Here is a 26,037-nt window from a genome sequence, read left to right as displayed (position 1 = left end):
GAAGGACCGCAGCTCAATGATGTGGCAATGCTCTTCATACAGCTTTGATTCCAGGATGCCCGTTGTTATGGGCATCCTTAACGTCACTCCCGATTCGTTTTCGGACGGCGGGCAGCATAACGATTTCGATTCTGCCTTGGCACACGCTCGTGCAATGCTCGAGGCGGGTGCCAAGATTATCGACGTGGGCGGGGAGTCTACCCGTCCAGGCTCTGTCGCCGTATCCGTGGAAGAAGAACTCTCGCGTACCGTCGATATCGTACGCGCCCTGGCTGAAGAGGGCGTGTGCGTCAGCATCGATACGCGTCATGCCGAGGTTGCACGCGCTTGCGTGGAGGCCGGCGCAGCCATCATCAACGACGTTTCGGGCTTTCGCGATCCCGCTATGGTCGAGGTGGCCGCATCGTGCGATGCGGGCTGCGTCATCATGCACATGAAGGGCGAGCCTGCGACCATGCAGGAGAACCCGACGTACGACGATGTAGTGGCAGAGGTGAAGGAGTATCTCGCCGCCCAGGCAGCCATGCTTGAAGCGGCTGGAGTTTCCCGCAGGCGCATATGCCTCGATCCGGGTCCTGGATTCGGTAAAACCCCTTCGCAGACCCTCGAGCTCATGCGCAATTTCCACGAATTCTCTCGTCTAGGGTATCCCACCATGTGCGCCGTATCGCGCAAGCGTTATATCGGAGAGGCGTACGGAATCGCTGATGCCGGCGAGCGCGATGCCGCCTCCGCCGCCGAAGCCCTTATGGCGTGTGAGCTGGGCGCATCGGTGGTGCGCGCCCATAATGTCGAGGAGACGATGAAGTCGCTCGCCGACCTGAGGCCGTATGCTTTGATCGCACTCGGTTCGAATGTCGCGCTTGTCGCGAATCCGGGCGAAGAGACGGAGGGCAAGATAGCCAATCTCCAGCAAGCCATCACGGGCCTGTGCTCTATCCCCGATACACAAATCGTAGACATATCCAGCTTTTACGAAAGCGAGCCCGCGTATTACGAAGACCAGGACACCTTCGTCAACGCCATGGTGCTTGTGCGCACGGGCGTTCCGCCGAAAGAGCTCCTTCAATACTTGCATGCCATCGAAAACAGCCTTGGTCGCGTGCGAGAGATTCCCAACGGACCCCGTACGCTCGACCTCGATATCGTTGACTACCAAATGTATGTGGTCGATAAAGAAGAACTCACGTTGCCGCACCCTCGCGCAACGGAGCGTGATTTCGTAGTGAAGCCGTTGCTCGAGCTTCTGCCCGAGCATGTGCTTGCCGACGGCACGAAGGTTGTTTCGGGCGAAGCTCTCTATGGTGAGGCCCATGCAATTTAGCATCACAACGAAAGATATCACGGAGTCCACGAACGACGACGCGTGGGAGCTTGCAAGGCAAGGGGCTCCTACGGGTACGGTGGTTGCGGCGCGCAAGCAGCGTGCCGGCCGCGGGCAATGGGGCCGCGTGTGGATGAGTCCCGAAGGCGGGCTGTATTTCTCGCTGATTATGCGTCCGAACACTCCTGAGCGGCAATGGCCTGCCTATAGCCGTCTTTTCGCAGAAGCGGTTGCTTCCGTGCTGCGCGAAGAGTGCGGCGTGAGCGATAAAGAGATCCGCGTGAAGGCTCCCAACGATGTCATATGCGATCAGGGGAAGCTTTGCGGCATATCGCTTGAATCCCGAAGTGGCGTAATTGTGGTGGGTGTTGGCGTAAATGTCTTTCACTCGGATCGCCCCATTCTGACCGATGGCCGCAACGAGCCTGCATATGTGTGCGATGTCGCCGAGGACTATATTGCTCCTTCGTATCGGGCGATTGACGAGCTGTTGCAGCGTATCCTGAACGCCTTTGCGGTTGTTGTGGAAGCTCCTCTAAAGTAGCTTTTCGCAATCCGTCTACGTCGTTACAATAAATTGTTTGCGTTTAAGCGAAATTTGTAACGGCGAAAAGGCGGTTCGAGCATATGAATCATACAATCGAAGAGAAAAACGGCGCACCCGAAGAGGTCTCTGGCTCCTCATCGGGTGCGCCGTTGCATCATGGCGCGAAGGCGGGCGAGCAGAATGCGGTATCCGACCGCGTGAACAGGATGGGTACCGGTAGCATACCCAAGCTTGTTGTGGAGTTCGCCATTCCCGCCATCTTGGGCATGGTGGTGAACGGCGCGTACAATCTTATCGACTCGGTCTTTCTGGGGCATGGTGCCGGTGAGATGGGTTTGTCGGCCATCACCGTCGCATCCCCGACCATGACCATATTCCTTGCGCTTGCGATGCTCATCGGCGCAGGCGGCAATGCCCTTTGCGCGCTTCGTCTTGGCGAAGGAAAGCACGATGAAGCCGAGCATATCCTTGGCAATACGGCAACGCTGGGCGTTATCGTAAGCGTGGCGCTTGCGGTGCTGGCGCATATTCCCTTCGTCGTGGAGCCGCTGCTGGACCTTTCTTCTGCCACCGAGGCGGTCCGCCCCTATGCGCGCGAGTTCATTCAGATCATCAGCCTTGGCTGCGTTTTCCAGGTAGTCGGCATGGGTCTGAACAACTTCATCCGCACGACGGGAGCCCCGAATCGAGCTCTGGTCACGATGCTTATCGGCGCGATCGGTTGCACGATTTTCAATGCCATCTTCGTGCTGTGGTTCGGCTGGGGCGTTGCGGGTAGCGCATGGGCAACCGTGTGCGGTCAGGCGGTCAGCTGTGCAACGGTTATCTGGTATTTCACGAAAACACCTGGGGTGCCCTTGCGCCTGCGTCGTCGTTATTTCCCCGTCAAGGCGAAGTTGACGCGCAGCATCCTTTCTTTGGGTGCCGCGTCGTTTTCCGTGCAGGCAGCCGGCGCCATCGTCGGTTTTCTTATCAATTTCATGCTGGTCAAATACGGCGCTCTCGATCCCATCGGTGCGGATAACGCGCTTGCTTCGGTCGGCGTGGTGCAGCGTATTGGCATGTTCGTCATCCTTCCTTTGATCGGCGTCTCCATAGCCATCCAGCCCTTGCTTGGCTTCAACTACGGTGCGAAGCTGTGGAATCGCGTGAAGACCACGCTTAACGTGGGTGTTGTGGGCGCGACGGTCATGGGCACGGTCATGTGGGCGCTCATCATGGCGTTCGCTCCGCAGATTGTGGGCTTTTTCGGCATCAAGGACCCGACGCTCGTCGACTTCACGGCGTTTGCCTTGCGTGTCGATTTGATTTTCCTTCCGCTGATCGGCTTCCAGGTAGTCGGCTCGAACTACTTCCAGGCAACGGGTCAGCCCATGAAGAGCATCATTTTGTCACTGACCCGCCAGATCTTGTTCCTGGTGCCGTTGCTGTTCCTGCTTCCCGAAGTGCTTCCCTCCATCGCTCCGATGCTCGACTCTCTGGATGCGGTATATTTCGCCGTCCCCATTGCCGACGTCATCGCTGCGGTCACGGTGCTTGTTTTCGTTATCGTGGAACTTCGCAAGCTGAAGAATCGCGCGGCAGACCCGAAGGGAGAGAAGGCTCATGCCTAAAGGCGAATCGGAAGCAACGGCCGCTTCGACGTCGGAAAAAGCCCCGTGCGCCAACGTGACTCCCAAGCTCGAACTGCGCCATGTAAGCCAACGCTACACGGGAGCGCGCGGGGAGACGCTTGCGCTTGACGGGATGGATTTGTGTGTCGCTCCCGGCGAATCCGTAGCGATTCTCGGCCCTTCAGGGTGCGGCAAATCGACGAGCCTTCTTGCGGCGTGCGGCCTGCAGCGTCCTACCGGCGGAAGCGTCTTCGTCGATGGCGAGCCCGTGGAATCTCCGCGCCTCGAAACGGCGTTGATTCTGCAGGATTTCGGCTTGATGCCGTGGAAGACGGTCGAGCAGAACGCCGCTTTGGGTTTGCAGGTGCGCCGCCTTCCTAAGAAAGAGCGTATGAAGCGCGCCCATGATGCCCTTCGTCGCGTAGGGTTGGGAGATTTTTTCAGGTCGTATCCTGCGGAACTGTCCGGAGGCATGCGGCAGCGCCTTGCCATGGCTCGGGCTCTTGCGTGCGATATCGATCTTCTGCTCATGGACGAGCCTCTGTCGGCGCTCGATGCGCTTCTGCGCGAGGAAATGCAGAACATGCTGAAGCGCTGCTGGATCGATCAGGGTTACGCGCAGGTCCTGGTGACGCATTCGATCGAGGAGGCGGTCTTTCTCGGACAGCGCGTTGTCGTCATGTCGGCTCGTCCGGGCAGAATTGTCTACGAGCTTGCGAACGGGGAGATGGTCGATCCTTCATGGCGCGACGACCCTCTGTATTTTGAGCGCTGTCGCCTTCTTCGCGATGTGCTTCGTTCGAAGGAAGGAGTCCTCGATGCGTAAGGAATTCGTTCGCAAGGTGCTCGGCTATGTTCTCGCTATCGTTTTCATTCTTGCAGGTTGGGAGCTTACGGCTCTTGCGGTGAACAATGCCGCTTTGCCGGGCCCCTTCGAGGCCGTTCCTATGGTCGGGCTGTACTTCGGCGACCTGTGGCCGGCGTTTCTGGTGAGTTTGTATCGCGTGGTTGTCGCAATGCTGATCGGCACGGTTCTTGCTATCCCTCTGGGCTTGGTTTGCGGCCGTTCGCCGCGCGTGGACGCGGTGTTTGCGCCCATTCTGTATTTCCTCTATCCGCTTCCGAAGGTCGTGCTGCTTCCTGTCCTGGTAGTCCTCATGGGCCTCGCCGACGCCCCGAAGATTGCGCTTATCGCCTTGACCATCTTCTTCCAGGTCTTGGTTACGGTGCGCGATGCGGCGCAAAGCGTGCCCGAGGAAAGCGTCGTCTCCATGCGGTCGCTTGGGGCAGGGAGGTTCGACGTGTATCGCCATGTTATTGTTCCAGCCACGCTTCCGGAGCTCTTCACGGCTCTGCGTATCTCGAGTGGAACCGCGGTCGCCATCTTGTTTTTCGCGGAAAGCCTCGCCGGCTCCACGGGACTTGGGTACTTCATCGTCGACGCATGGGCGTTGCTTGCGTATCCGAAGATGTTTGCAGGCATTATCGCCATGGCGTTGCTCGGGGTGATTTTGTACGAGTTGTTCGATATCGCAGAGCGCCGTTTGACGCGTTGGCGCCGCGTGCGGGTGTAGCGTGTCATGCGTTGCCTTACAAAGCCTGGTTCCGATTCGATCGGCGCCAGGCTTTCTTGTTTTCGGGAAGGTTTGTAGCAGAAAATGGCCGTCGGCAGAAGAAAAACACTAAACTTCTTGGTTTAGTGTTGACGGGGGCGGGGTTAAATGACTAGCATCTAAGCCGTATTGAACAGTTGACGCTTTTGCGTAATTGTACAAATTAAAGACTTGAACAGGCCTTTTCGGAGGTTTTTTTCGTATAGTCGATGCGCTGAAGGGGGAAGATGGCGTGCTGCGACGTGTTTGCAACGGCATATTTGCGGCTGTGTTTGCCGTGGCGCTGCTCCTTCTTATTGCGTTTGCCGGCGTGCGATTGGTGGGTCTTACGCCCTATGCGGTACTGAGCGGCAGTATGGAGCCGCAGTATCCGGTTGGTTCTCTTATTTACGTACACAATGCATCGCCCGAGCAAGTTCAGGTGGGTGATGCCATCACCTTCAGCCTGGATTCCGGCACCCTTGTCACGCACCAGGTGTATGACATCGATGCCGAAGCGGGGCTTTTCTACACGCAGGGAGTGGCCAACGTGGATGAATCGGGGGCGACTGTCCATGACGCCGCCCCGGTTCCGTTTTCCCATCTGGTGGGAGTTCCTCAATTCTGCATACCATTTCTTGGCTATGTGAACGTGTGGTTCACATCCGGCCCTGGCTTTTTCGTGGTCATTTCCCTTGCGGGTGTGTTCATGGCGCTTTCCATCGTCCTTGAGTTGCATGAAGGACGAAGCAGACGCAATGAACGCGAGCGTTCGGGATACGCCGGCCATGGCGCCCATGCGCGTCGCTAGTCCGCAATAGAAATGGTAGACAGGAAAGGAAAGCCCCGCCGAATGCGGGGCTTTCTTCGTGTAGGGCCTTGTGTCTTGCGCGAGAGAAAGGAGCAAGGGTATGGAAAACACGAAGAAGAAAACAGGCCTCATAGTGGCGCTGGTGCTGTGCGTGGCACTGGCTGTCGTCGGTGGCGTCATGGCGTGGTACAACTCCCAGAGCCAGCTGACCAACACCTTTACGACGGGCAACATCAAGCCGCCGACTACCGACCCCGATCAGCCTTTGACGCCGCTCGATCCCAACACGCCGCCGGAGCAGGGCGGTAACAAGGGCCAGGTTAGTGGCAACATCGTCGAGGACAAGTGGATCCCCAATTCTGCCATCACCCCCGGTTCCGTTGTGGACAAGAACCCCAACATCGGCTTGGCTCCCGAGTCTGACGACGCCTACGTGTTCGTGTATGTGAAGAACAACCTGGGCGAAGGCACCACGTTTGCTATCGACACGGCGAAGTGGGCGCCTGTTAAGGACAACGTCGTTGACGATGCCAACACGAACGACAACGTCTACAAGGGCGGCCTGTTCATGTACACCAACGGCACTTCCGATCCCGCACTGCTGGTTGCTGCTGACAAGGGCGGCAATGACGTGTGGACCGGCGAACTCTTCAAGAGCGTCACTGCTGCCGATAATGCCAGCATTCAGGACCAGGGCACCATTGTGGTGAGCGCGTATCTGGCCGGCGGCCTGAAGGACGGCGCTCAGCTTACTGCAAACGACGCTAAGGCAGCTGCCATTACGTGGGCTGCTCATCCCGCTGGCCCCGTGGTGAAATAACGTTTCAATATTTCACCGTTTCGCACAAGCGGCTTGAAACGCTAGCAATCAGCTGCTTGTGCGCTGCGTCTTTGCAGGCCTCCCAAGGATTTGGCGGTTTGCAGGGCGAGATGAAGTAGGTTCTGGGCGGCGGGCCTTGCGCCTGCCGCCCGAGGATCGCCCTTTGCATTGAAGGGCGCCTCGAAGGAGGGGGTTTGTCGGATGGTCGACGAATCGACGAAACAAAATGGCACATTAAAAGAAGGCAGCGCTGGGCAGCAAAGCAATGCCCAAGATTGCGGCAAGGCATCTTCCCGCGAATGCAGCACGTGCGCCCAAGAGGCGCCTTCTTGCGTTTCAGGGGGAAGCGCGTCGGCCGATGCAGGCGCGTCAGGCGCAGCCGCAGGCGGTGGCGACGCACCGAGCGTTTCGGGCGTCGCGCGCACGCGCAATCTGTGCATTGCCTGCGCCGCGGCTCTTGTTGCCGTGCTGTTGGCCATGCAAACCATCTCCTTCGTGGCGCGCTCTACCGACGCGCACAACATGGTGGTGTTCGGCGGCGTTGGCGTTGAGGTGGTGGAAACCACGATTGACGCTTCGAACGCCGAGGTTGTTGTCCCTGACGGAGCGAACGAGGACATCTCTAACGATGGCACGTGTAGCCGCATTGTGCGCGTGCGCAACACGCAAGACCACCCGGTGTTCACGCGCGTTTCCCTTTCCATGACCGGCACTGACACGCAAGGGACCAGTGTCCCCGCCGACGACGTGGTGTCGTATGAATTCGGCGACGGTTCGTGGAAGGCGGGCGGCGACGGCTGGTACTACTACGATGCCGTGCTGGAGCCGGGCCAGACAACCCCGCCGCTCATTACGGGGCTTGTTTTCGATATGCAACAGGTGCACGACCGCTATAGAGGCGGCACGCTCAAGCTCGATATCAACGCCGTAGGCGTTCAGAGCGAGAACAACGCCGCAAGCGCCCTTGATGCCGAGGGCTGGCCGCAAGGGGGTAATTAGGAATGGAAGCGAAGATGCGCGAAACACATACGAATGCAGTGAAAAGGCTCGTCCGCAAGGCGGCGGCCTCTTCTCTTGCGGCTTTGCTCGCCGTGACCATGTGCCCCTTGATGCCGAGCGCGGCGTTTGCCGACGAAGCGGAAAATTCCGAACCTGCAGAGCAAACAGCCCCTAATTATACCGCAACCGATGAGGCGGCTGCGGTATCGGCCAGTGCCGACGAATCCACAGAAGCGGGTGCTCTTGCTGCGGATGCAACGGAAACGGGCGCTTCTGATGCGAGCGCTGCCGAAGTTGAATCTTTTTCTACGACGGCTGACGTTGCTGCCGACGCTGCGAGCCTTCAGGTCGATTCTGCTTCCGCGGGCGCTACCGAGGCAATTCCCAGCGATGCCATTCGCATTGTCGATTTTCCCGACCTTCTAACCGCTGTTTTGGCTTCGCGTACCCAGGACACCGCCGGCAAATACTACTATCTCGATTTGCAGGATGCTCCTGGCGGTGTTTTGGATCTGAGCACCGATCAGGTGGACCAGATCATCGGCCAGCTGGGTTCGCTTACGTTTGGCAGCAAAGACAATCCGTTCAAGGGCACGTTTGACGGTAACGGCTATACCATCAAGGGGCTTAATTACCAGCGTGACCTGTGGGTGCCCAAGCCCGATACGGGCTTGTTCGCCTGGACGGATGGCGCCACCATCAAGAACATCAACTTCGAAGATGCCTACGTGGGCGCCGACTATCGTGGCGGCGTCATTGTGGGCTACGGCAAAAACACCCGCATTGAGCACGTGAAACTTGTCAACTGCACCTCGTCGGTCACGCCGGCAAACAATGCCGTGTCGCTCATCACCAACGCGGGCCTCGCCGGCGGCATGGTAGCGGGCGAGCTTGACGGCTGCAAGCTGTATGACGTGGAAGTGCAAGGCGGTCGTGTGGTCAACAACTCGACAGTGGCGGTTTCAGGACTTGGCGGCGAAGGCTTGTATTTGGGTGCTATTGTCGGCATTGCCAAGAACAGCACCGTCGAATACAGCCGCGTTACGCCTGTTCGCAGCATTGGTGCCAATGGCGTTACGGTCGAATATACCTATACCGAAGTGAAAAACAGCTACGACGTCGCAGTTGGCGCTGTTGCCGGCCAAGCAGTCTACGCGGGAGGTATCGTGGGCGGTCTGTACTCGGATGGTCCCGATGCCCGCGCTGCTCTTGTCGACTGCTTTTCCACGGCTGAGTGCCATACGTATGCTGGCACCTATGTAAGCGTCGGCGCCGGCAACGTCGGCTACGTGGGTGGTCTTGCTGCACGTACCGACAACACGGTGTATCTGGTGCGTTGCCATTATGCGGGCAATCTGTATTCAGAGCTCTACAACGCGCTGCTTGTTATTCCCATCATTCAGAGAAATCTGTATCTCGGCGGTCTTATTGAGTGGGATAACGATGGGCTTGCTGTCATTTCTGACTGCTACTTCAACAGAACCCGTTCAAACACGCCGGGAACAAACAAAGATATCCCCGCAGTGGGCATTGGCAAACGCTACGCCGGACCTTCGTTTGGGGAACAGAGCGATACGACCTATATCGATCGCTCCTTCTGGGAGTGGCATGACTATGATTTCGAGGGCGGCAAGATTCGCAAGACCCCTTCGTTGGGCGGTGCGGAGCATGTGAACAAGTGGGTCATGGACTACGACTTGGGCATGCCGGTGCATGGCGACTCCGTGAAGGCGACGCTCGATTACCCGGGCGCAGGCGAAGTGACGATCGGCACATCTGACGTGCTTGCCACGCAGACGTCCCAGTCAACTGCGAATCCGTACGACTTTGCGGTGCAAGGTTTTGTTTCCAACGACATAGACATGGACTTTACGGCCACAACGAACGCGGTGGGTCCGGACACCACACCCCTGGTGAGCGATGCTGCGAACAACCTGGGATATCGGTTCAAGGGCTGGTACAGAGAACCTCGTGTGACGGTCAACCACATCGACGAATCTCATACGTTTTTCGACCCCATTGTGAGCGATGGAACTAAATGCGCGTCGACGGACGCGGCATACATCGCAAAAAACACCGGGTCTGGCATGACGGATGGCTTTGCCGGTGATGACTTGTTTGTGGCGTACTATCAGGGCCACGTGCTGTTCCATGACGTGCTAGGCAACGTGATTGAACTTGATGGTACGGCAAACACGTCTACTGGCGATGACTGGTATAACCACGAAGCCGCGCTTCCTTCCTGCGCGGAGCCCGCCATCGACCGCAGCAACGGTGTTTCGGCCAGCGCGAAGCTCATTGGCTGGACAACGGAAAAGAATCCCGACACCGGCGGCGGCTGGCCGGCGGTTACGTCGACGGCTTTGGGTGACATGAAGAACAACGGGCACTTCTTTGTTGCGGGCGACCCTGTTTTGCAACCTATGGATTTGTATCCGGTGTATTCGGATTATTCCACCAATATCATTACGGTGTTTGAGGGCAACGAACAGGATGCGCTTGACGACCCCACGTTGCGTGACGGCGTCGGCCGCACCGACGTGAGCGTGGACGGCGATCGGTTCACCATCAGCGCGTCGGGTGCTCAGCCGGACGGGTCTCTTCCTGCAGGGTATCGCTTCCGCGGTTGGTTCGAGACGGACGAGACGGGCAAAGAGTGGCTGGTAAGCACAAATCCCAGCTACACGTTGCCTGCCGATGCAGATCTTACCCACGAGCACCACTACATTGCGCGCTTTTCCTATCGCGTGCAGGCATGGCTGCCGACGGAACGTCCCAAGCATCCGAATGAATACTGCTACAGCGATTACTATGCGAACGACAAATACACGGGCGTGGGCCTGTATGCAACAGCGTGGCTTCCTTATGAGGCAACGGGGTCCGAGGTTGCAGCGGCTTTTGTACCACCGTCTGTGCGCGATACTTTCCATCGCTGGACTGATCATGCAAATATGAAGAACTACGCCGCGTATAAAGACGACTTCATCGTGAACTACGATGAATTGTGCGCGATGGTGGGCGCCCCCGAGCTGCCCGATATAGCAACGTCTTTTGCGGGCCTTATCGAGCCGATAGATATCGATGCCATTGTGACGTATGCGTCCGGTACCCCATATGATGTTGTGACGTTCACGGACTTCCCGGCCTCGACGGAGAAATACGATTTGCGGTTTTACGCGCAGCGCGGCCAGATTGACGTGACGGCACGTCCGGGGTATCGCATCAGCGGCATCATCCGCTTTACGACGGCGATTGATACTCTCGATACAACGAGCAAACACGGTCACAACGATATATCCAAGCTGGAATGGAACGGTCGCAATGCAACGTGGGACGACATTGGTCAGGTGTACGACACGGATGCTCAAAACGTCTATCTGCTGAAAGCGTCGGCGGATGTGAACTTCCTCGACAAGGATGGCAACCTTATTTTGACGCCCGATTCGCCGAAGAATCTCAACGATGTCTTCACCAGCCCGAACGAACCTGCAGCCTTCCCGAACGAAGCTACTGTCACGCGAAAGTGCGACTCGTTGCTGTTCAACCCTGCGGGAACGGCCACGCAGGCGGAGGCTTCGTTGACCATGCTTGAGGCTTCTCCGTTTGGCAGCCGCTCGGTGCCGGTTGGACTAGGCGCGGTTGAAACCTCTTTGGATCCGGCTGTTGCGGGCGGCGCGCCCGCCGATCCGGTGACGGGCGATACGTCAGGTCGTTTCATCTGCGTTGATGGCGTGTATTACGGATTTTTGGGTTGGGTTTGCTCTGAAGACCTCACGTCCGATGAGCTGAGCCATGCCTTTGTGAACGGTGCTCCTACGCTGGGTTCTCACGGATATGTGGCAACGTCTGCCGCCAATGCGGAGCCGTACCTGCTCACCGAACATTATCACGTTAAGCATGCCATGACTGTTGAGCCGGTGTATGCGAAGTTCGACATTGACACCACGACCAATATCGCTCGTGCCGGCGTACCGGCGGGTTCGGAAATCAACATTCCTCAAGATCCGTCCTATGCGGTGCAGAAAAACAGCGACGGTACGTTCTCGGCGGCTTTGGCGGCCGATATCGCAACGAAGGTCACCAACGGCTCCGACGAGTTGTACAAGCTTGTATCCCTTACGGTTGAACGCGAAGACGGGCATGTGGAGACCGTAGAGCCTACGGCTGCAGCGGCGAACGAATTCCTCTATACGCTTAAACCCGGTGAGCACTACACGTTCGTTGCGAACTACGAGCCTCTTCCCGTGGTATTCCATACAAGCGAAGGCATGACGCAGACTGTCGTGCATACCAAGGGGGACGTGTTGGGCGATGCGCCGAGCGGATCTCCGTCTTTCAACATGGACTCTATCGATTCGGCCGTGACCGACCGCGTTGTTTTCGTGGGCTGGACCGAGACGCGTCCTGCAAACGGAGGTGAGTATGTCATTGACTCGGCGGATGCCCCTGCGAAGCTTGTGAGCAAGAAGACGATTGTGGATCATCCTATGGAGTTGTTTGCGGTGTATCGCGCGGCGAACGTGGGCGTGCAGTCCAATATCGATAGAGTTATAGGTTCGGACCCTGCAGCTCTTGCGGCGGTGCGCACCATTGAGCGCGAGTTTTCCAAGGATCAGCAGACCGGCCAGCAAAGCACCTGCAGCAAAGATGCGACGCTTATGCTTCATGCGTTCGACTACCCGGGATATGAGTTTGAGGGCTGGTATGCCGACTATCAAAGTGATGCCAACCCTGGCACGCTCGTAAGTGCCGCCTCGCGCTACGTTCTTACGGATGCGGGCCTTTATCAGGGAAAACTCTATACTGCCGTGTATAAGCAGGTACACGAGGTGAGGTATCACGGCATAGACGGCGACGTGCTGTTTACTGCTAAGGTGCCAAGCGATTCGGGTCGTAGTTTCGTCGAGACGGTGGAGGTTGACGGCAAGCAGCAGGAGACCATCATCGATGCGCAGGCGTGGACGCTTATTGCCGATCAGCTCGCGTCCAAGTCTGCTGAACCCAGTGCGCAGGTGAACCTGCTTTTCAAAGAATGGCATTGGGTCAAGAGCGACGGGACTTCGGTTTCGTGGGATAGCTTCTACACGGCTCCGATTGCCGAGAGCATGGACTTGTACCCGATCGTCTATCAGGTAGATTCCAAGGATGCTTCAGGTACTCCGAACACGTCTGATTTGTGGTGGGTCATCGACTCGTCCAGTACAGCAGGACAGCCCGTTAAGGCGTATTTTAAGAACGGCTATGACCAGGACAAGCTGACCGTCCATGTTTCGAAAGCCACCTATGCGCCTACTGGCGTTGATGGGGCGACGGAAGCGGTTGAGACACCTGTGGAGGGCGTGAACGTGGGCTTGTTCGTGTCGCCCGTGTCTGTAGAGCCGTTGGTTGATGCCACCGACGCGCAGGGCGATGCCGTGTTTACGTTCGGCGCTTCGACGCTCACGATTGCGAAGACCACCAAGGATTCCGGAGCTGCGGGAAGGACGTTCTCGTTTACGGTGACCAATGTTGTTACGCAAGAGCACCATGACGTGAACGTTCAGGTGTCCGATACGCCTGATGGCGATGGCTTGTATACGGGTTCCGTAACACTGGACGTGCCTCTGGGCCGCTACCTTGTAACCGAGGACGAGTCGTGGGCATGGCGCTACACCCCGGCGATTTCAATTGCTCCCAGCTCGGGCACTGCGTCAGTAGACGGCGGATTTGACGTTGCCGGGCCTGTTACGGTGACGTGTGAGAACACGCTGGCCAATAGCAAGTGGTTCGACGACGACGCTCGCGCCAAGAACGTGTTCGCGCCGCAAAACGCAGCTGCTAATCAGGGGAAGATGACGGAGGACGAGGCATGATGAAGGGTAGAGGAACCGACTTCCGTATTCCGCGTGGATCGGACGCGTGCCGCAAGGGTTCTTGCGGCGCAAGGGGCGCGCATGCATCTTCCGAGGCGCATGGCGGATACGCTGCCTTCAAGGCTGCACATGGCGGTCGGGCGCAGGCGCGCTTTGGCGCAAACGCCTTTGACTTTCAAGCGCCGTTTGGCGACTCGCCTCGTTCTGCTGACGAGCTGCGCGGTCTTGTTCGCAAATCGCGCCGCATGCGTCGCGCGGCCGTTGTTGCCGCGCTGTGCGTGGCGCTTGCCGGCGCAGGAGGCGTTTTTGCGTGGTACTGCCAAACGTCGGGCATCACGAACATTTTCAGCAAAGGTGCGGTTGAAGTGGGCATTGGCGAAACCTTCGATCCCGCTGCGGGCGAGAAGCGCAATGTGCAGGTGAGCGTCCCCGGCAACAACTCGACCGTGCCCGCATACGTGCGCGCCCAGGTTGACGTGTACTGGGAAGACGCCCAGGGCAATCGCCTGTGGGAGGCTCCCGTAGAGAAGAAGTCCGACCCTGCCGCGTATGATTACGAGTTGGTTTGGGGCACGTTTGACGGAGCAGGCCCCACATGGGTAACGGGCAATGACGGCCTGTATTACTGGACTCAGCCTGTGAACCCCGGCGAAAACACCGGCGATATCATCGCTTCGTGCATTGAAACCCGTCGCCACACCGACGGGCGCACGCTGGTGGTCGATATTGCCGTGCAGGCCGTTCAGTCGCAGCCAGCAGGGGCGTTTGCCGATTGGGCTGCACAGAGCGGCTTGGTTGTAAACGGGGACGGTTCTATTGGGTTTGCTCAAGCGGAAGGTGGTGTTGCCTGATGAGCCGCGTGTTATGGAAGATTCTCGCGGCGGCATCCGCCGTTGCGCTGGCTGCGTCGTGTGCTGTCGGAGCCATGGCGTATGCCGCAATGCTGACGGACCAGCCCACGTTGGTATACGACGGTGCCGCCAAGTCGTTTACGTATAGAAACGTGAAAGGAAGCGACCTGTTCTCTTCCTTCAAAGGCGTTATGCCCGGCGATGAGCTCAGCCAGGATTTCGTCATTGAGGGCGTCAACATTGCCGAGCCAACGTCGATCTATGCGCAGGCGTCATATGAGGAATCCCAGACGGCGGGCATAGAGGATGTCTCCATTGAAGCTCGCTTCGGCGACGGCGTGGAAGCAGAGGGAACCCTTGGGGAAGAAAACGGCATGCAGGACCCCGTTCGTATTGCCGTGCTTTCAAGCGATGCGACAATACCGGGAAGCGTGACCATGCGCGTGCCCACGTCGCTTTCGAACGATACGGCCTATACGTCCCATGAGCTTACGTGGACTTTCATTGCCCAGGAAGATGGTAGCGTCAGCGGGGGAGAAGGCTCTGGCGGCGGTGCGGGCGACGGTTCTTATGGCGGAAATTCGTCCAGCTACGTTTCTGCGAATTCCGGAACCCTTGCCAAGACGTCGGATGAAACCTCGTCCGTTGTTGCGGCCGCCTTGCTCTGCGCGCTTGTCTCGTTCGGCGTTTTGCTGTTTTCGCTGCGCCGTATGCGCGCATAAGTTCGCCCTTCGTGCGGTTTTGTCTGGGCGGTGCCGTTGCGTGCCTTATCCCGGCTGCGTTTTCACGCGGGCACGTTTGCGTGGCAGCTGTGTCGCTTTTGCCGCGTTGCATACGTGCGCGGGTTTTGCGGGTGCGTCGATTAGACGATGCACCCGCATTCTTTTTTGAAGGCGGCCCTTCAAGGGCCTTTCCTAAGAAAGCTCTTTCATGGGGCGCGCCCTTAGGGGCGTGAGCCCGAAGGCGAGCTTGTTGATCAGGGCAGAATATGCGCTTGGTTCAAGCTTTTCGCCGTGAACGAGAATCTCGAAAACGCCGGCGTCTTTGTACCCGTATCCGGACGCGGCAAAACCGTGGCTCAGGTAGAACTTGCGCTTGGCGGCTCTCTCGGCGTTGTTGGCTGCTTTGAGGCTGTGCGCTTCAACGTCTACGACAAGCGTTGTCTCGGCATAGCGCGACTTCAGACTTTCCACAATCTGCTCGCTGTAGTCGGCATTGTGCGCTTCGGAGGACGCGGCAAGGTAGTAGACGTATGCGCCTTCGTCGGTCGATCCAACGACGGAGAAGCCGCAGTAGGTGCTGCCTTCGTAGTAGGCGGTCATGTCCATGCCCTTCATGACCGAGCGCAGCTTCAATGCGAAAAACGGAATGCGGCGTTCGATTGAATAGGCGGTTTCGAAAAGCTTCTTCGTCTTGCGGGACGCTTCTCCGAAAAAGGGCATCTTTTTGGCTTCGATCACGTGGTTCTCCTTGTGTGTCTGAAATAAAGCGGAACTGCCTGTGTTTGCGCACGATAGGCGGTTTGGGCGCGGTTTGCATGCGCAAAGGCGCGTGTGCTTGAGCTGCAGTATATGCCATGTGCGGGTTTGGGCGCTTTGCGGCGTGAGGGGCCCGCACTTGCGTTGCATTTGGGCGGCGGTCAAAAGGGGTTTGCGGCTACATCACGTGCTCGTGAATGCTGGGAAGGGCGACGATGAAGCATGCGCCGCCTTCGGCGCGGTTGAACGCTTCGATGGTTCCGTCGTGCGCGTCGACGATGCTCTTTGCAATAGCGAGGCCGAGTCCGGTGCCTCCGGTGTTGCGCGCGCGGGAGTTGTCGCCGCGGTAGAACCGCGTGAACAAAAGCTTGGGGTCGACGTTGCCGAACCCGGGTCCATCGTCGAGCACGCTCACGATCGATTGCTCCGCAAGACCTTCCAGCTTGATCGTGACATGGCCGCCTTTGCCGATGAATCGGCATGCGTTGGCGACGAGGTTGTAGATGACTTGCTGCAGGCGTTCTCGGACGCCGAGGACATCGGGGGCCTCTCCGACGATTTCTATTGTGCCGTCGCGTTCCTCGACGAGAGGAGAGAGGGCGTCGGCCACGTCTTCGGCGATGGCATGAAGGTTCACGCGCTGCATCATGACCGGGTTCGTTCCCTCTTCGATATGCTGAAGAGTGAGTAGCTCGTTCGCCATGTGGGAAAGACGCTCGGATTCGCTGATGATGGTGTGGCAGAAGCGCTCCCGCAAGGCTTGCGGCATATCGGGGTCCATGAGCGTTTCGGCGTTGCCTCGAATTGCCGTCAAGGGCGTGCGCAGCTCATGCGCGACATCGCTAATGAACTGGGTCTGGCGCTTCTGTTGCACGGCGAGGTCGCTCATTTTGGTCTTCGTCTGTTCGCTCAGAGCGGAGAAGTCTTGGGCGAGCAGGTCTGATTCGTATAGTTTTCCATCGGGCGCTATGACGACGCTTGCATCGCCGTCAAGAAGGGCTTTTGCGTTCTTGTGGAGCGAGGCGAGGGGGTCTGCCATGTAATGGCCGATGACGAGGCTCACGATAAAAGCGAACGTAGTGCCGGCGAACATCAGCCAGATCAGCAGCCCCAGGTGCTCGAAGCCCACGAACGCCACGGCAATAAGCATGGCAAGGGCGCCCGCCAGGGCGAAAATCCCCGTAAGGATGGAGAAGTATGTCTGTAGGCGTTTCACTCTATGTTATGCACGCAGGCGATATCCGTATCCGCGCACGGTTTCTATAATGGCGGGGTCGAACCCGGCGGCGGAAAGCTTGTCGCGCAGGCGTTTGATGTGGGTGTCGACCGTCTTCGTCTCCGTGATGTACTCCCAGCCCCAGGCTTCGCGCAGCAAGTCTTCGCGCGTGACGACCTTGCCCGCGTCCTTCATAAGGGCGGCGAGCAATTCGAATTCGCGCGGGGTCAGGTCGATGGGGCCGTTTTCGCCCGTTGCCGTATGGCGGTCTTCGTCGAGCGTGATACCGGACGCGGTGAGCGCGGTGGATTCCTGCTGAGCGTCCATGGAGCCGCGGCGCAGAAGCGCACGCACGCGTGCGATAAGCTCGCGCACGCCAAACGGCTTGGCAAGATAATCGTCGCCTCCGATTTCGAGGCCGACGACCTTATCGAGCTCGGTGTCTCGAGCCGAAAGGAACAGAACGGGGGCGTTCGTCTTGCTGCGCAGTCGGCGGCAGAGCTCGTAGCCGTCCATGCCGGGGAGCATGATATCAAGGACGAACAGGTCGTAATGCTTGTGCATGGCGGCCTGAAGGCCCTCTTCGCCGTTCGAGGCCACGTCGACCTTGAAGCCTTCTTTCATAAGGCTGTAGGAAACGAAGTCGGTGATGGATTGTTCGTCGTCTACGACGAGGATGGATTCTGCTTCTTCGTTCATGTCGTTCCTTTCGTCGAGATGGCCTGGGCATCTCGTCGTGCTTCGGGAATCGATGCATTTTGCGTCGGCTCGGTGACTTTTATCATATCATGCATGAGAAATGATGCCGCACTGTAGCGCAAGAGTTGCCTTTGCGTTGCGCACGCGTTGACGAATGTTAAGTTTTCAATGATGAGCTTCGCTCTTGATTGCTAGCGTCGCGTGTTACTGACGCGACATAGCGGAAAGCACCATGTCGATTGCCTCTTGTTTCGAATGGATGTTCATTTTTGCGTAGATACGCTTTGTGTATCCTTTAACCGTATTGCGAGCAAGGTACAGCTCGTTGCATATGAACGATACATCACGTCCGCGTGCAAGAAGAGATAGAATCTCGGTTTCCCTTTTCGTCAATCCGTGTTTTTTGGCAATAAGCTCACAGGCGATATTGTACTCTCGCTCTGAGCCTCCGTCGAATGCTGCCGCCCGCAGCAGGGCGCTCTCTTCGTCGTGTTTTTTGATTTCGCTTTGCTGTTCTTCGATGATATGCTTGTAGGAGCGACAGCGGTTTTCGAATTCAACGTGGATGGCATTCGTCCTCCATGTACGAACGATGAATGCTGTCGAACCGATTGCACAGGCGATCCATGCTACTTCTCGCGCCGCGATGCCGCTGCCGCTTGTAGCTCCAAGGGCGCCGGGGAGGTAGAGGCCGGAGAAAAACAGCAAATGCGATATTGCGTAAGCGCTCGCTATGCACGCTATGGCCGCGCGCGGCATGGCTGAAAGACGGTCGATGAATAACGAAAAGAGCAAAAGGCCCGTTATTTGAAAAAAGGCGGAAAAAAATAGTACGGTTGCACTGCCGGGCAGTAGACATGCGACGGCGGATGCCGCTACGACCCACTCGGAGACGGCTCCGTAATCGCGGCGCCTGCTGATTATCACCCAAGCGATGAAGCAGAGAGCTCCGATGGGGGCGCCGATGGCGGAAGCTACTTCCGATGCCGTTTCTCCTTCTGCGCCGCGAGAGAGAGCCATAAGTGCGCCGTAGGCCAGGGAGGCGATTAGGTATCCTGTGCAGGGGGCGAGCCAATCTGTTTTTCCGAGGCTTAGAAAGCTTTTTATTGAAGCCTCCGTTTTTCCGTTTTCCGAAAAAAGCCTGCTTGAATCGACGCGCAAGGCGCATGTTGCTGATGCCACGGTCAGGATGCATGCGGGAACGACACCTGCGTCGAAGAAAATGGAAACGCCCAGAAAAAGGCATTCGCCTACCAGGGCTTGCCATCCTTGGACGATGGCTTGGTGGCGTTCCGTGAATTCGGTCAGGAGGGCAAACCAAAACATCATAGTGGGGGCAAGCCCCATTCCGCAAAGTATGCCTGCGGGAACGGACGTTTCCACATTGCTGCCAAGAATGGCGGGTGCGCATAGGCCGCAGAGAAGTCCCACGTACCCTATTGCCACGCCTGCCATGCCGATTCTTCTTGGAATCTTAAGCACGAAGACGGCTATGGCTGCGAGCGAGAGGCATTCTGCCGGCCGAGCATACATATTGTAGGTTCGCAGCCATTCCGTTGATGCCCAGGGTGCAAGTGCGTCGGGGAAAAAGCAAATGACATTTACGCAGCAAAGCATCGAAAAGCCTATGACAATGCGGGCGTGGTTGCCTTTCATTTTTCCGCCTCTCGTTTTTGCGCATTCTGACTTCACTTGCAAGGCTATCACAGCGGTACTTGGTGTGGCGCGTGCGTTTATTCGTCCAGGGCCAAAACCCCACCGTAGGGGTCTAGTGTCAAATGCCTGATAAAGCCATGATTTTTTTCGTACGAAATGATAGCTTCCCTCGGGGCTGTCATCAGGAGGAGGAGAACCCATGGCCGTTTCAAGAAGAGGATTTGTTGGCGCCACTCTTGCAGGCGCGTTTGCAGCATGCGGGCTTGCAGCGTGCTCGCCGTCGGTGTCCAGCAGCGGAAAGGAATCCGCATCGAATGATGCTGTCGATTGGAAGTCAAGACTCGATGTCATGCTTTCAAGTGCGCTGCCCGGCAATACGTCTGAGGATGTGGACGTTCAAGAAACCCAGGACTACGATGTCGTGGTTGTAGGTGCCGGATGCTCGGGCACCAATACCGCCGTGCGTGCTGCGCAGGCGGGGCTTAGGGTCGCCATCGTGGAGAAAACCTCCCATCTTGGCGGCGCAAGCCTGAAATCGTGGGCTCCGTCTGTTCCGAACAGCTCTTTCGCTAAGGCTGCTGGTGTGACTACCGATACCGAGCCGATTATCCAAAGCTGGATTGCCGATTCGCATTGGCGCGTGGATGCGGCCGCGATTCGCCAGCTGGTCAACTCCTCATCGGCTGCTGTCGATTGGATGGCTGAACTCGGGTGGAATTTCACCTATTTAGGCATGGGGGCCGATATTACCGCGCTTCCCGAATATGACGAGCGCGGGCCGCTTTTTGACGCCATGGTGGAAGAATTCGTCAAACCTGAGGGGGCGCTGTTCTTCGAAACCACTGCAAAGCGCTTGGTTAAAAACGAAGACGGCTCGATTGGTGGTGTAGTAGTTGTCGACAATCAGGGCCGCGGCATGCAACTAAATGCGCGCGCCGTGGTTATTGCGACGGGCGGCTACGGGGCAAATGCTGCTATGGTGAAGGCGGCTTTCGGTTTCGAGGGCGTGTTCGCAGGCTTGCCTCAGAATATTGGAGAAGGCCTTGAGATGGCATGGCATGCAGGCGCGTGCAAGCCGCAGAACTTCGGCGGTCAAATGCTGCACCAGACGTTGGCGCGTGCAACCGATTCTCTGCTGTCGTCGTTCGACGATTTTCCCGCCAAGTACCCTATGATTCTTTCCTACGTGGCCAACGTGCTCAATGTGGGGCCGACGGGCAAGCGTTTCCGTAGCGAGTCGCTTGTGCTGGACGCGGTTCCTGCTGCTAACTCGAGCGCTTATCAGGGGTCGTTTCATTACGTAATCGTGTCCAAGTCCATGATGGACACGCTTGAGGCACAGGGTCTTACCGGCTTGGGTGTTGATTACTCGCCTGGTCTGCCTCCTGAGTACAAGCCTGTTTATGACCTGGATACGCCCTGGGAGGGGATTACGGACGTATTCGACCGGATGGTCGAGGATGGAAAAGGGTACAAGGGCGACACCGCCGAAGACTTGGCGCGTGCTGCAGGCATGGACGCTGAAATCTTTTCCGCCCAGCTGGCATCCTATGACGCTTCTTGCGAAGCGGGGGTTGACGAGCAGTACGGCAAGCCTGCGGCATATCTGAAGAAGCTCGGCGAGGGGCCGTATTATGCGATTATCGCCGAAGAAAACAACCTCTGTTCGTGGGGAGGGCTGCTTGTAAATACCGATTATCAGGTGCTCGACGATGCGAAGCTGCCGATTAAGGGCCTGTATGCAGTCGGAAACGAAGCGGGCGGAAACTTGTACAACGACACCTATGTCGGATTTGGCTATGGGATGGCTAATACGATTACGTCGGGATATCTATGTGGTACAAAGCTTGGGGAAGCCCTGTCGTAGGACAGCGGTTTTTTGAGCCTGCATGCTGGGTTCTTCTTGTCGTAACTCGCTTTGTTTCTGCACTACCGTCGTATTGGGTTCGTCCAATACGGCGGTTTTTTTGTTGGGCTTGCGTACTGCGTCTCGGATCAATTGCGTGCGGCAGGGCCTTTGCATGTTCTTTTTGCTTAGGCGTTCTTCGTTTTCGGGGTACCGATTCTGGAGAGGATAGGGGCGTTCGTCAAAGTTTCACTTGCCAAGCGCTGATGGCGGGTAGAATGAATTTCATTCGTTAATCTCCATCGAGCAGGAAAGGAAGGGCCCGACGTGTTGTCAGACATTGAAATTGCCCAGTCCGTAACCCCCGAGCACATTTCCGCCATTGCGGAGCGTGCCGGCGTCCCCGAAAAGTATCTTGAAATGTACGGCTCATACAAGGCCAAGGTAGATTACAACTTGCTGCTCGATGAAAAGCATGAGCCCGGCAAGCTTATCCTGGTGACCGCCATCAATCCCACGCCCGCAGGCGAAGGCAAAACCACCACGACGGTCGGTCTGGCCGACGGCATGCGCAAGATCGGCAAAAACGTGGTTGTTGCCCTGCGCGAGCCTTCGCTTGGCCCCGTGTTCGGCATCAAGGGCGGCGCTGCAGGCGGCGGCTGGGCCCAGGTCGTTCCCATGGAGGACATCAACCTTCACTTCACAGGAGACTTCCACGCCATCGGCGCTGCGAACAACCTGCTTGCCGCTATGATCGACAACCATATCCACCAGGGCAACGAGCTCGGGTTCGACGTGCGCAAGATCACGTGGAAGCGCGCGGTTGACATGAACGATCGTCAGCTGCGCAATATTGTCTGCGGCATGGGCGGCAAGGCCCACGGCGTGCCGCGCGAGGACGGCTTCGACATCACGGTTGCCTCTGAAATCATGGCTATCTTCTGCCTGGCCACCAGCATCACCGATCTTAAAGAGCGCCTTGCGCGCATCGTGGTCGGCTACACGCGCGACGATCAGCCTATCACCGCGGGTCAGCTGAACGCCGAAGGCGCCATGACCGCATTGCTCAAAGACGCCCTGAAGCCCAATCTCGTACAGACGCTCGAAGGAACCCCCGCATTCGTGCATGGCGGCCCCTTCGCAAACATCGCTCACGGCTGCAACTCCATCATGGCGACTCGCATGGCTATGGCTCTGGGCGATTACTGCATCACTGAGGCCGGCTTCGGCGCAGACCTTGGTGCCGAGAAGTTCCTCGACATCAAATGCCGCCTTGCGGATTTGAAGCCCGATGCCGTCGTCGTTGTTGCCACCGTTCGCGCGCTTAAGAACCATGGCGGCGTTGCCAAGGCCGATCTCAACGAAGAGAATCTCGAAGCTCTCGAGGCCGGTCTTCCCAACTTGCTGCAGCATGTGGAAAACATCACGAAGGTCTACAAGCTTCCTTGCGTCGTTGCCATCAACGCGTTCCCGACCGATACCAAGGCAGAGCTCGACCTGGTCGAGGCCAAGTGCAAAGAGCTCGGCGTCAACGTGGCTCTGTCCGAGGTGTGGGCGAAAGGCGGCGAAGGCGGCATGGCTTTGGCGGAAGAGGTCGTGCGCTTGTGCGAAGAGCCGAACGATTTCAGCTTCGCCTACGAGGACGACCTGTCGATTGCCGAGAAGATCAAGGTCATCGCTCAGCGCGTCTATCATGCCGACGGCGTTGATTTTACGCCTGCTGCAAAAAAGGAGATTGCGCAGCTTGAGGCGCTCGGTTTCGCCCATATGCCTGTTTGCATGGCGAAGACCCAGTACAGCTTCTCCGACGACCAGACGAAGCTCGGCGCTCCGCGCGGTTTCCGCATCACGGTGCGCAAGGCGAAGGTTTCTGCCGGTGCTGGCTTCATCGTCGCTTTGACGGGCGATATCATGACCATGCCCGGTCTTCCGAAGCGTCCTGCCGCCGAAAGGATCGACGTAGACGAAACGGGCAAGATTTCCGGCCTGTTCTAAGAGGAATCGTCCGTTTGGGCGAATAACGTGTAAAGTGCGGTGCGCCGGCTGAAGAGCCGGCGCACTGTTTTATTCTTGCCGATGGTCGGCGGTGCTTCCGACCATCGGTGGCTGAGTATTTTGATTTTTCGCAGAGGAGTCTCGGTGATAGATACGAAATTCACGGACGATCTTGCAAGCAAGGCGCCTGTTCCGGGCGGCGGCGGGGCATCGGCTTATGCCGGCGCGCTTGCGGCGGCGCTTGGTTCCATGGTCGCCAACCTCACAATCGGCAAACCCAAGTTCGCCGACCGCGAACAGGTTTTGCAAGAAACCCTTGCCAGGCTTGACGCCTATCGCAGCGAGTTGATTTCCTTGATTGAGGGTGATGCCGAGGCGTTTTCGAAGCTTGCCGCGTGTTGGAAGATGCCGAAGGGGACGGAGGAAGAGCGGGCCTGCCGCTCGCGCGCGGAGCAGGAAGCCCTGCACGCCGCATGCGAAGTCCCGCTTTCCATTATGCGCGTGTGCGCCCGAGTTGTCGAAGCGGACGAATACCTTGTGCTCAATTCGGCGAAGCTTGCCCTGTCCGACGTGGGAGCTTCTGCGGTGCTTGCGAAAGCAGCGCTTGAGGCCGCGTCATTGAACGTGTTCATCAATACGGGTCTTATGGAGGATAGCGCCAAGGCTCTTGCGTACGAAGAGGAAGCGAACGGACTGATAGAGAAAACCGCCCCCGCGGCCGACAAAGTGCATGCTGCGGTGCGCGAAAGCATTGTCCGGGTGAGATAGGTTCGTAGAAACTGGGTGTAGAGGAGAAAAGAATGCCTCGAATTCTTGCAGGCAAGCCGATTATCGACGCATTGAAGGAGGACGGCCTAAAGCGCGTTGCCGCACTGAAAGATCGCGGCATCGACCCTGTGTTGGCCATCGTACGCATCGGAGCTCGTCCGGACGACCTGTCCTATGAAAGAACCGCTATCAAACGGGCGGAAGCTCTGGGCATCGGTGTGCGCTTGTTTCAGCTCTATGAGGACGCTGGTCAGGATGCGCTGATGAAAGCCATTGGCGAGATAAATGCCGACCAGGGCATTCACGGGTGCTTGATGTTTCGTCCTCTTCCGGCGGGCTATGACGAAGAGGCGGCGTGCGAAGCGCTTGACCCGCGCAAAGATGTCGACGGTATTGGCCGCGCGGCATTGGCGCGCGTGTTCACGGGTCGCGGCGAAGGCTTCGCTCCCTGTACGGCGGCGGCATGTCTTGAGATGCTTGACGGCTACGGCATAGCTATCGAGGGAAAGCATGTTGTCGTAGTGGGCCGCAGTCTGGTGATTGGGCGTCCCGTGGCCATGATGCTGCTCGAGCGCAACGCCACGGTGACCGTGTGCCATTCGCGCACGGAAAACCTGCCTGCCGTTGTGAAAGCCGCCGATATCGTAGTGTTGGCTACGGGTCGTGCCAGGGCGTATGACAAAACGTATTTTTCGCCCGGGCAGATCGTGCTCGACGTGGGCATCAACATGGATGAGGATGGGGATTTGTGCGGTGACGCCGATTTCGATTCCGCAGAGGGCGTCCTTGGCGACGAAGGGGCCATCACGCCGGTTCCTCGCGGCATCGGCGGCGTGACCACGAGCGTGTTGATGAAGCATGTGATCGAGGCGGCGCAACGCTGCGAATGCTAGAACCGCGGAGAAGAACAGAAAAGAACTGAGGAGGCGGACGCATCGGCGTCCGCTTTTTTTGCTGCAGACCGAACTTTACTTCGATCTGACTCCCCCTTGACGTGCGTTTGATAACGGCTTCCTAAAGTACTGCGTGGCGTTTGTTCGCAATGAAACGAATCTTCGATGAAAGGAATGCCGAACAATGAAAGCTAAGAAACTCCTTGCACTCGCCCTGTCTTGCGTGTGCGCTCTCGGTGCGTTTGCCCTGGCAGGATGCTCGGGCGGAAGCAACGCTTCTTCCGACGGGTCCGGCTCTTCCACGGGCGGGGCAATCTCTGTCATCTCTCGCGAGGATGGCTCCGGCACGCGCGGGGCGTTCACCGAGCTCTTCGAGATTGAGGATGCTGACGGCAACGACGCAACCACCACTTCTGCCGTCGTCACCAACTCCACGTCGGTCATGATGACTACGGTTGCCGGCGATTCGAGCTCCATCGGCTACATCTCCTTGGGATCTTTGAACGACACGGTGAAGGCCGTCGAGATCGACGGCGTTGCTCCGAGCGCCGATGGCGTGAAGGACGGTTCTTACAAGGTTGCACGTCCGTTTAACGTCGTTGCTGGCCAGAGCCTTTCCGATGTTGCCCAGGACTTCCTCAACTTTATCATGAGCTCTGACGGTCAGGCTGTCGTGAGCGAAGAGAACTACGTCTCCGTGGCAGACGACGCTCAGCCCTACACCGCTTCCGGCAAGTCCGGCAAGGTTGTTGTTGCCGGCTCTTCTTCCGTGACCCCCGTCATGGAGAAGCTCGCCGAGGCATATCAGGCTCTGAATCCCGATGTCAACATCGAAGTCCAGCAGTCCGACTCCTCCACCGGCGTCCAGTCTGCCATCGACGGCACCTGCGACCTCGGCATGGCCTCTCGCGAGTTGAAGGACTCCGAAACCTCCCAGGGCGTCAAGCCGGTTGTCATCGCCATGGACGGCATCGCGGTTGTTGTCAACAACGATTCCGCCGTCAACGGCCTGACCTCCGAGCAGGTCAAGGGTATCTTCACCGGTGAAATCACCGACTGGTCCAACGTCGCATAGCG

The 26,037-nt window shown here is 57.8% G+C and carries 20 protein-coding genes; 16 read left to right on the top strand and 4 right to left on the bottom strand.

Annotated features, from left to right (window positions below; translation table 11 throughout):
• The first annotated feature begins 16 nt into the window (after positions 1-16).
• From folP to HMPREF9451_RS07465, 11 genes are all read left to right on the top strand, one after another.
• The gene (folP, locus tag HMPREF9451_RS07515) at positions 17-1,324 is read left to right on the top strand and encodes a dihydropteroate synthase (protein WP_009139705.1); all 1,308 of its coding nucleotides are present in this window, start codon (positions 17-19) and stop codon (positions 1,322-1,324) included.
• Positions 1,314-1,868, top strand: coding sequence for a biotin--[acetyl-CoA-carboxylase] ligase (locus tag HMPREF9451_RS07510; protein ID WP_009139704.1), 555 nt, complete (start codon positions 1,314-1,316; stop codon positions 1,866-1,868). Before folP ends, HMPREF9451_RS07510 begins: the two co-directional genes overlap by 11 nt.
• An 83-nt stretch (positions 1,869-1,951) precedes the next feature.
• Positions 1,952-3,484: an MATE family efflux transporter gene (locus HMPREF9451_RS07505; protein WP_009139703.1), complete on the top strand. Its 1,533-nt coding sequence runs from the start codon at positions 1,952-1,954 to the stop codon at positions 3,482-3,484.
• Positions 3,477-4,310 (top strand): ABC transporter ATP-binding protein, encoded by an 834-nt coding sequence (locus tag HMPREF9451_RS07500; protein ID WP_009139702.1) that lies wholly within the window; start codon positions 3,477-3,479, stop codon positions 4,308-4,310. The genes HMPREF9451_RS07505 and HMPREF9451_RS07500 overlap by 8 nt, the downstream gene beginning before the upstream one ends.
• Positions 4,303-5,058 carry an ABC transporter permease gene (locus HMPREF9451_RS07495; protein WP_009139701.1) on the top strand — a complete coding sequence of 252 codons (756 nt, stop codon included), beginning with the start codon at positions 4,303-4,305 and terminating at the stop codon, positions 5,056-5,058. Before HMPREF9451_RS07500 ends, HMPREF9451_RS07495 begins: the two co-directional genes overlap by 8 nt.
• A 271-nt stretch (positions 5,059-5,329) precedes the next feature.
• Complete coding sequence (locus HMPREF9451_RS07490; protein ID WP_009139700.1) at positions 5,330-5,887, top strand: signal peptidase I; 558 nt, start codon at positions 5,330-5,332, stop codon at positions 5,885-5,887.
• A gap of 100 nt (positions 5,888-5,987) precedes the next feature.
• Positions 5,988-6,707 carry a SipW-dependent-type signal peptide-containing protein gene (locus tag HMPREF9451_RS07485; RefSeq protein WP_009139699.1) on the top strand — a complete coding sequence of 240 codons (720 nt, stop codon included), beginning with the start codon at positions 5,988-5,990 and terminating at the stop codon, positions 6,705-6,707.
• A 201-nt stretch (positions 6,708-6,908) separates the two neighbouring features.
• Entirely contained in the window at positions 6,909-7,706 is a 798-nt protein-coding gene (locus tag HMPREF9451_RS07480) for a hypothetical protein (RefSeq protein WP_009139698.1), read from the top strand.
• A 14-nt stretch (positions 7,707-7,720) separates the two neighbouring features.
• Entirely contained in the window at positions 7,721-13,558 is a 5,838-nt protein-coding gene (locus HMPREF9451_RS07475; RefSeq protein ID WP_187364040.1) for an InlB B-repeat-containing protein, read from the top strand.
• Positions 13,555-14,409 (top strand): hypothetical protein, encoded by an 855-nt coding sequence (locus HMPREF9451_RS07470; RefSeq protein WP_009139696.1) that lies wholly within the window; start codon positions 13,555-13,557, stop codon positions 14,407-14,409. The genes HMPREF9451_RS07475 and HMPREF9451_RS07470 overlap by 4 nt, the downstream gene beginning before the upstream one ends.
• Complete coding sequence (locus tag HMPREF9451_RS07465) at positions 14,409-15,131, top strand: hypothetical protein (protein ID WP_009139695.1); 723 nt, start codon at positions 14,409-14,411, stop codon at positions 15,129-15,131. The genes HMPREF9451_RS07470 and HMPREF9451_RS07465 overlap by 1 nt, the downstream gene beginning before the upstream one ends.
• Positions 15,132-15,323: 192 nt before the next feature.
• On the opposite strand, the gene HMPREF9451_RS07460 is transcribed toward HMPREF9451_RS07465, so the two are convergent.
• The 4 genes from HMPREF9451_RS07460 to HMPREF9451_RS07445 all read right to left on the bottom strand — a co-directional run bounded on the left by HMPREF9451_RS07460 (position 15,324) and on the right by HMPREF9451_RS07445 (position 19,257).
• The gene (locus HMPREF9451_RS07460; protein ID WP_009139694.1) at positions 15,324-15,869 is read right to left on the bottom strand and encodes a hypothetical protein; all 546 of its coding nucleotides are present in this window, start codon (positions 15,867-15,869) and stop codon (positions 15,324-15,326) included.
• A 196-nt stretch (positions 15,870-16,065) separates the two neighbouring features.
• Positions 16,066-17,103 (bottom strand): sensor histidine kinase, encoded by a 1,038-nt coding sequence (locus HMPREF9451_RS07455; RefSeq protein ID WP_009139693.1) that lies wholly within the window; start codon positions 17,101-17,103, stop codon positions 16,066-16,068.
• Positions 17,104-17,109: 6 nt separating this feature from the next.
• Complete coding sequence (locus HMPREF9451_RS07450; protein WP_009139692.1) at positions 17,110-17,802, bottom strand: response regulator transcription factor; 693 nt, start codon at positions 17,800-17,802, stop codon at positions 17,110-17,112.
• A gap of 204 nt (positions 17,803-18,006) precedes the next feature.
• Complete coding sequence (locus HMPREF9451_RS07445) at positions 18,007-19,257, bottom strand: helix-turn-helix transcriptional regulator (protein ID WP_187364039.1); 1,251 nt, start codon at positions 19,255-19,257, stop codon at positions 18,007-18,009.
• Positions 19,258-19,657: 400 nt separating this feature from the next.
• Between HMPREF9451_RS07445 and HMPREF9451_RS07440 the strand changes: the two genes are divergently transcribed.
• The 5 genes from HMPREF9451_RS07440 (at position 19,658) to HMPREF9451_RS07420 (ending at position 26,035) form a co-directional block, all read left to right on the top strand.
• The gene (locus HMPREF9451_RS07440; protein ID WP_009139690.1) at positions 19,658-21,325 is read left to right on the top strand and encodes an FAD-dependent oxidoreductase; all 1,668 of its coding nucleotides are present in this window, start codon (positions 19,658-19,660) and stop codon (positions 21,323-21,325) included.
• 306 nt (positions 21,326-21,631) lie between these two features.
• Positions 21,632-23,299 carry a formate--tetrahydrofolate ligase gene (locus tag HMPREF9451_RS07435; RefSeq protein WP_009139689.1) on the top strand — a complete coding sequence of 556 codons (1,668 nt, stop codon included), beginning with the start codon at positions 21,632-21,634 and terminating at the stop codon, positions 23,297-23,299.
• 144 nt (positions 23,300-23,443) lie between these two features.
• Complete coding sequence (locus HMPREF9451_RS07430) at positions 23,444-24,067, top strand: cyclodeaminase/cyclohydrolase family protein (protein ID WP_009139688.1); 624 nt, start codon at positions 23,444-23,446, stop codon at positions 24,065-24,067.
• Positions 24,068-24,099: 32 nt separating this feature from the next.
• Positions 24,100-24,960, top strand: coding sequence for a bifunctional 5,10-methylenetetrahydrofolate dehydrogenase/5,10-methenyltetrahydrofolate cyclohydrolase (locus HMPREF9451_RS07425; RefSeq protein WP_009139687.1), 861 nt, complete (start codon positions 24,100-24,102; stop codon positions 24,958-24,960).
• Positions 24,961-25,144: 184 nt separating this feature from the next.
• Positions 25,145-26,035 carry a substrate-binding domain-containing protein gene (locus tag HMPREF9451_RS07420; protein WP_009139686.1) on the top strand — a complete coding sequence of 297 codons (891 nt, stop codon included), beginning with the start codon at positions 25,145-25,147 and terminating at the stop codon, positions 26,033-26,035.
• The last annotated feature ends 2 nt before the right edge of the window (positions 26,036-26,037 follow it).

Origin of the sequence: Slackia piriformis YIT 12062 (assembly GCF_000296445.1) — a bacterium.
Classification (GTDB): domain Bacteria; phylum Actinomycetota; class Coriobacteriia; order Coriobacteriales; family Eggerthellaceae; genus Slackia; species Slackia piriformis.
Note: the sequence above shows the minus strand (reverse complement) of the source record. Positions and strands in the feature narration are given on the sequence as shown.

Coding starts and splice junctions, on each gene's coding strand:
- HMPREF9451_RS07505 (WP_009139703.1), top strand. CDS start 1,952: ATGAATCATACAATCGAAGAGAAAAACGGCGCACCCGAAGAGGTCTCT.
- HMPREF9451_RS07425 (WP_009139687.1), top strand. CDS start 24,100: ATGCCTCGAATTCTTGCAGGCAAGCCGATTATCGACGCATTGAAGGAG.
- HMPREF9451_RS07450 (WP_009139692.1), bottom strand. CDS start 17,802: ATGAACGAAGAAGCAGAATCCATCCTCGTCGTAGACGACGAACAATCC.
- folP (WP_009139705.1), top strand. CDS start 17: ATGATGTGGCAATGCTCTTCATACAGCTTTGATTCCAGGATGCCCGTT.
- HMPREF9451_RS07440 (WP_009139690.1), top strand. CDS start 19,658: ATGGCCGTTTCAAGAAGAGGATTTGTTGGCGCCACTCTTGCAGGCGCG.
- HMPREF9451_RS07510 (WP_009139704.1), top strand. CDS start 1,314: ATGCAATTTAGCATCACAACGAAAGATATCACGGAGTCCACGAACGAC.
- HMPREF9451_RS07445 (WP_187364039.1), bottom strand. CDS start 19,257: ATGGCAGGCGTGGCAATAGGGTACGTGGGACTTCTCTGCGGCCTATGC.
- HMPREF9451_RS07475 (WP_187364040.1), top strand. CDS start 7,721: ATGCGCGAAACACATACGAATGCAGTGAAAAGGCTCGTCCGCAAGGCG.
- HMPREF9451_RS07420 (WP_009139686.1), top strand. CDS start 25,145: ATGAAAGCTAAGAAACTCCTTGCACTCGCCCTGTCTTGCGTGTGCGCT.
- HMPREF9451_RS07500 (WP_009139702.1), top strand. CDS start 3,477: ATGCCTAAAGGCGAATCGGAAGCAACGGCCGCTTCGACGTCGGAAAAA.
- HMPREF9451_RS07465 (WP_009139695.1), top strand. CDS start 14,409: ATGAGCCGCGTGTTATGGAAGATTCTCGCGGCGGCATCCGCCGTTGCG.
- HMPREF9451_RS07480 (WP_009139698.1), top strand. CDS start 6,909: ATGGTCGACGAATCGACGAAACAAAATGGCACATTAAAAGAAGGCAGC.
- HMPREF9451_RS07485 (WP_009139699.1), top strand. CDS start 5,988: ATGGAAAACACGAAGAAGAAAACAGGCCTCATAGTGGCGCTGGTGCTG.
- HMPREF9451_RS07495 (WP_009139701.1), top strand. CDS start 4,303: ATGCGTAAGGAATTCGTTCGCAAGGTGCTCGGCTATGTTCTCGCTATC.
- HMPREF9451_RS07470 (WP_009139696.1), top strand. CDS start 13,555: ATGATGAAGGGTAGAGGAACCGACTTCCGTATTCCGCGTGGATCGGAC.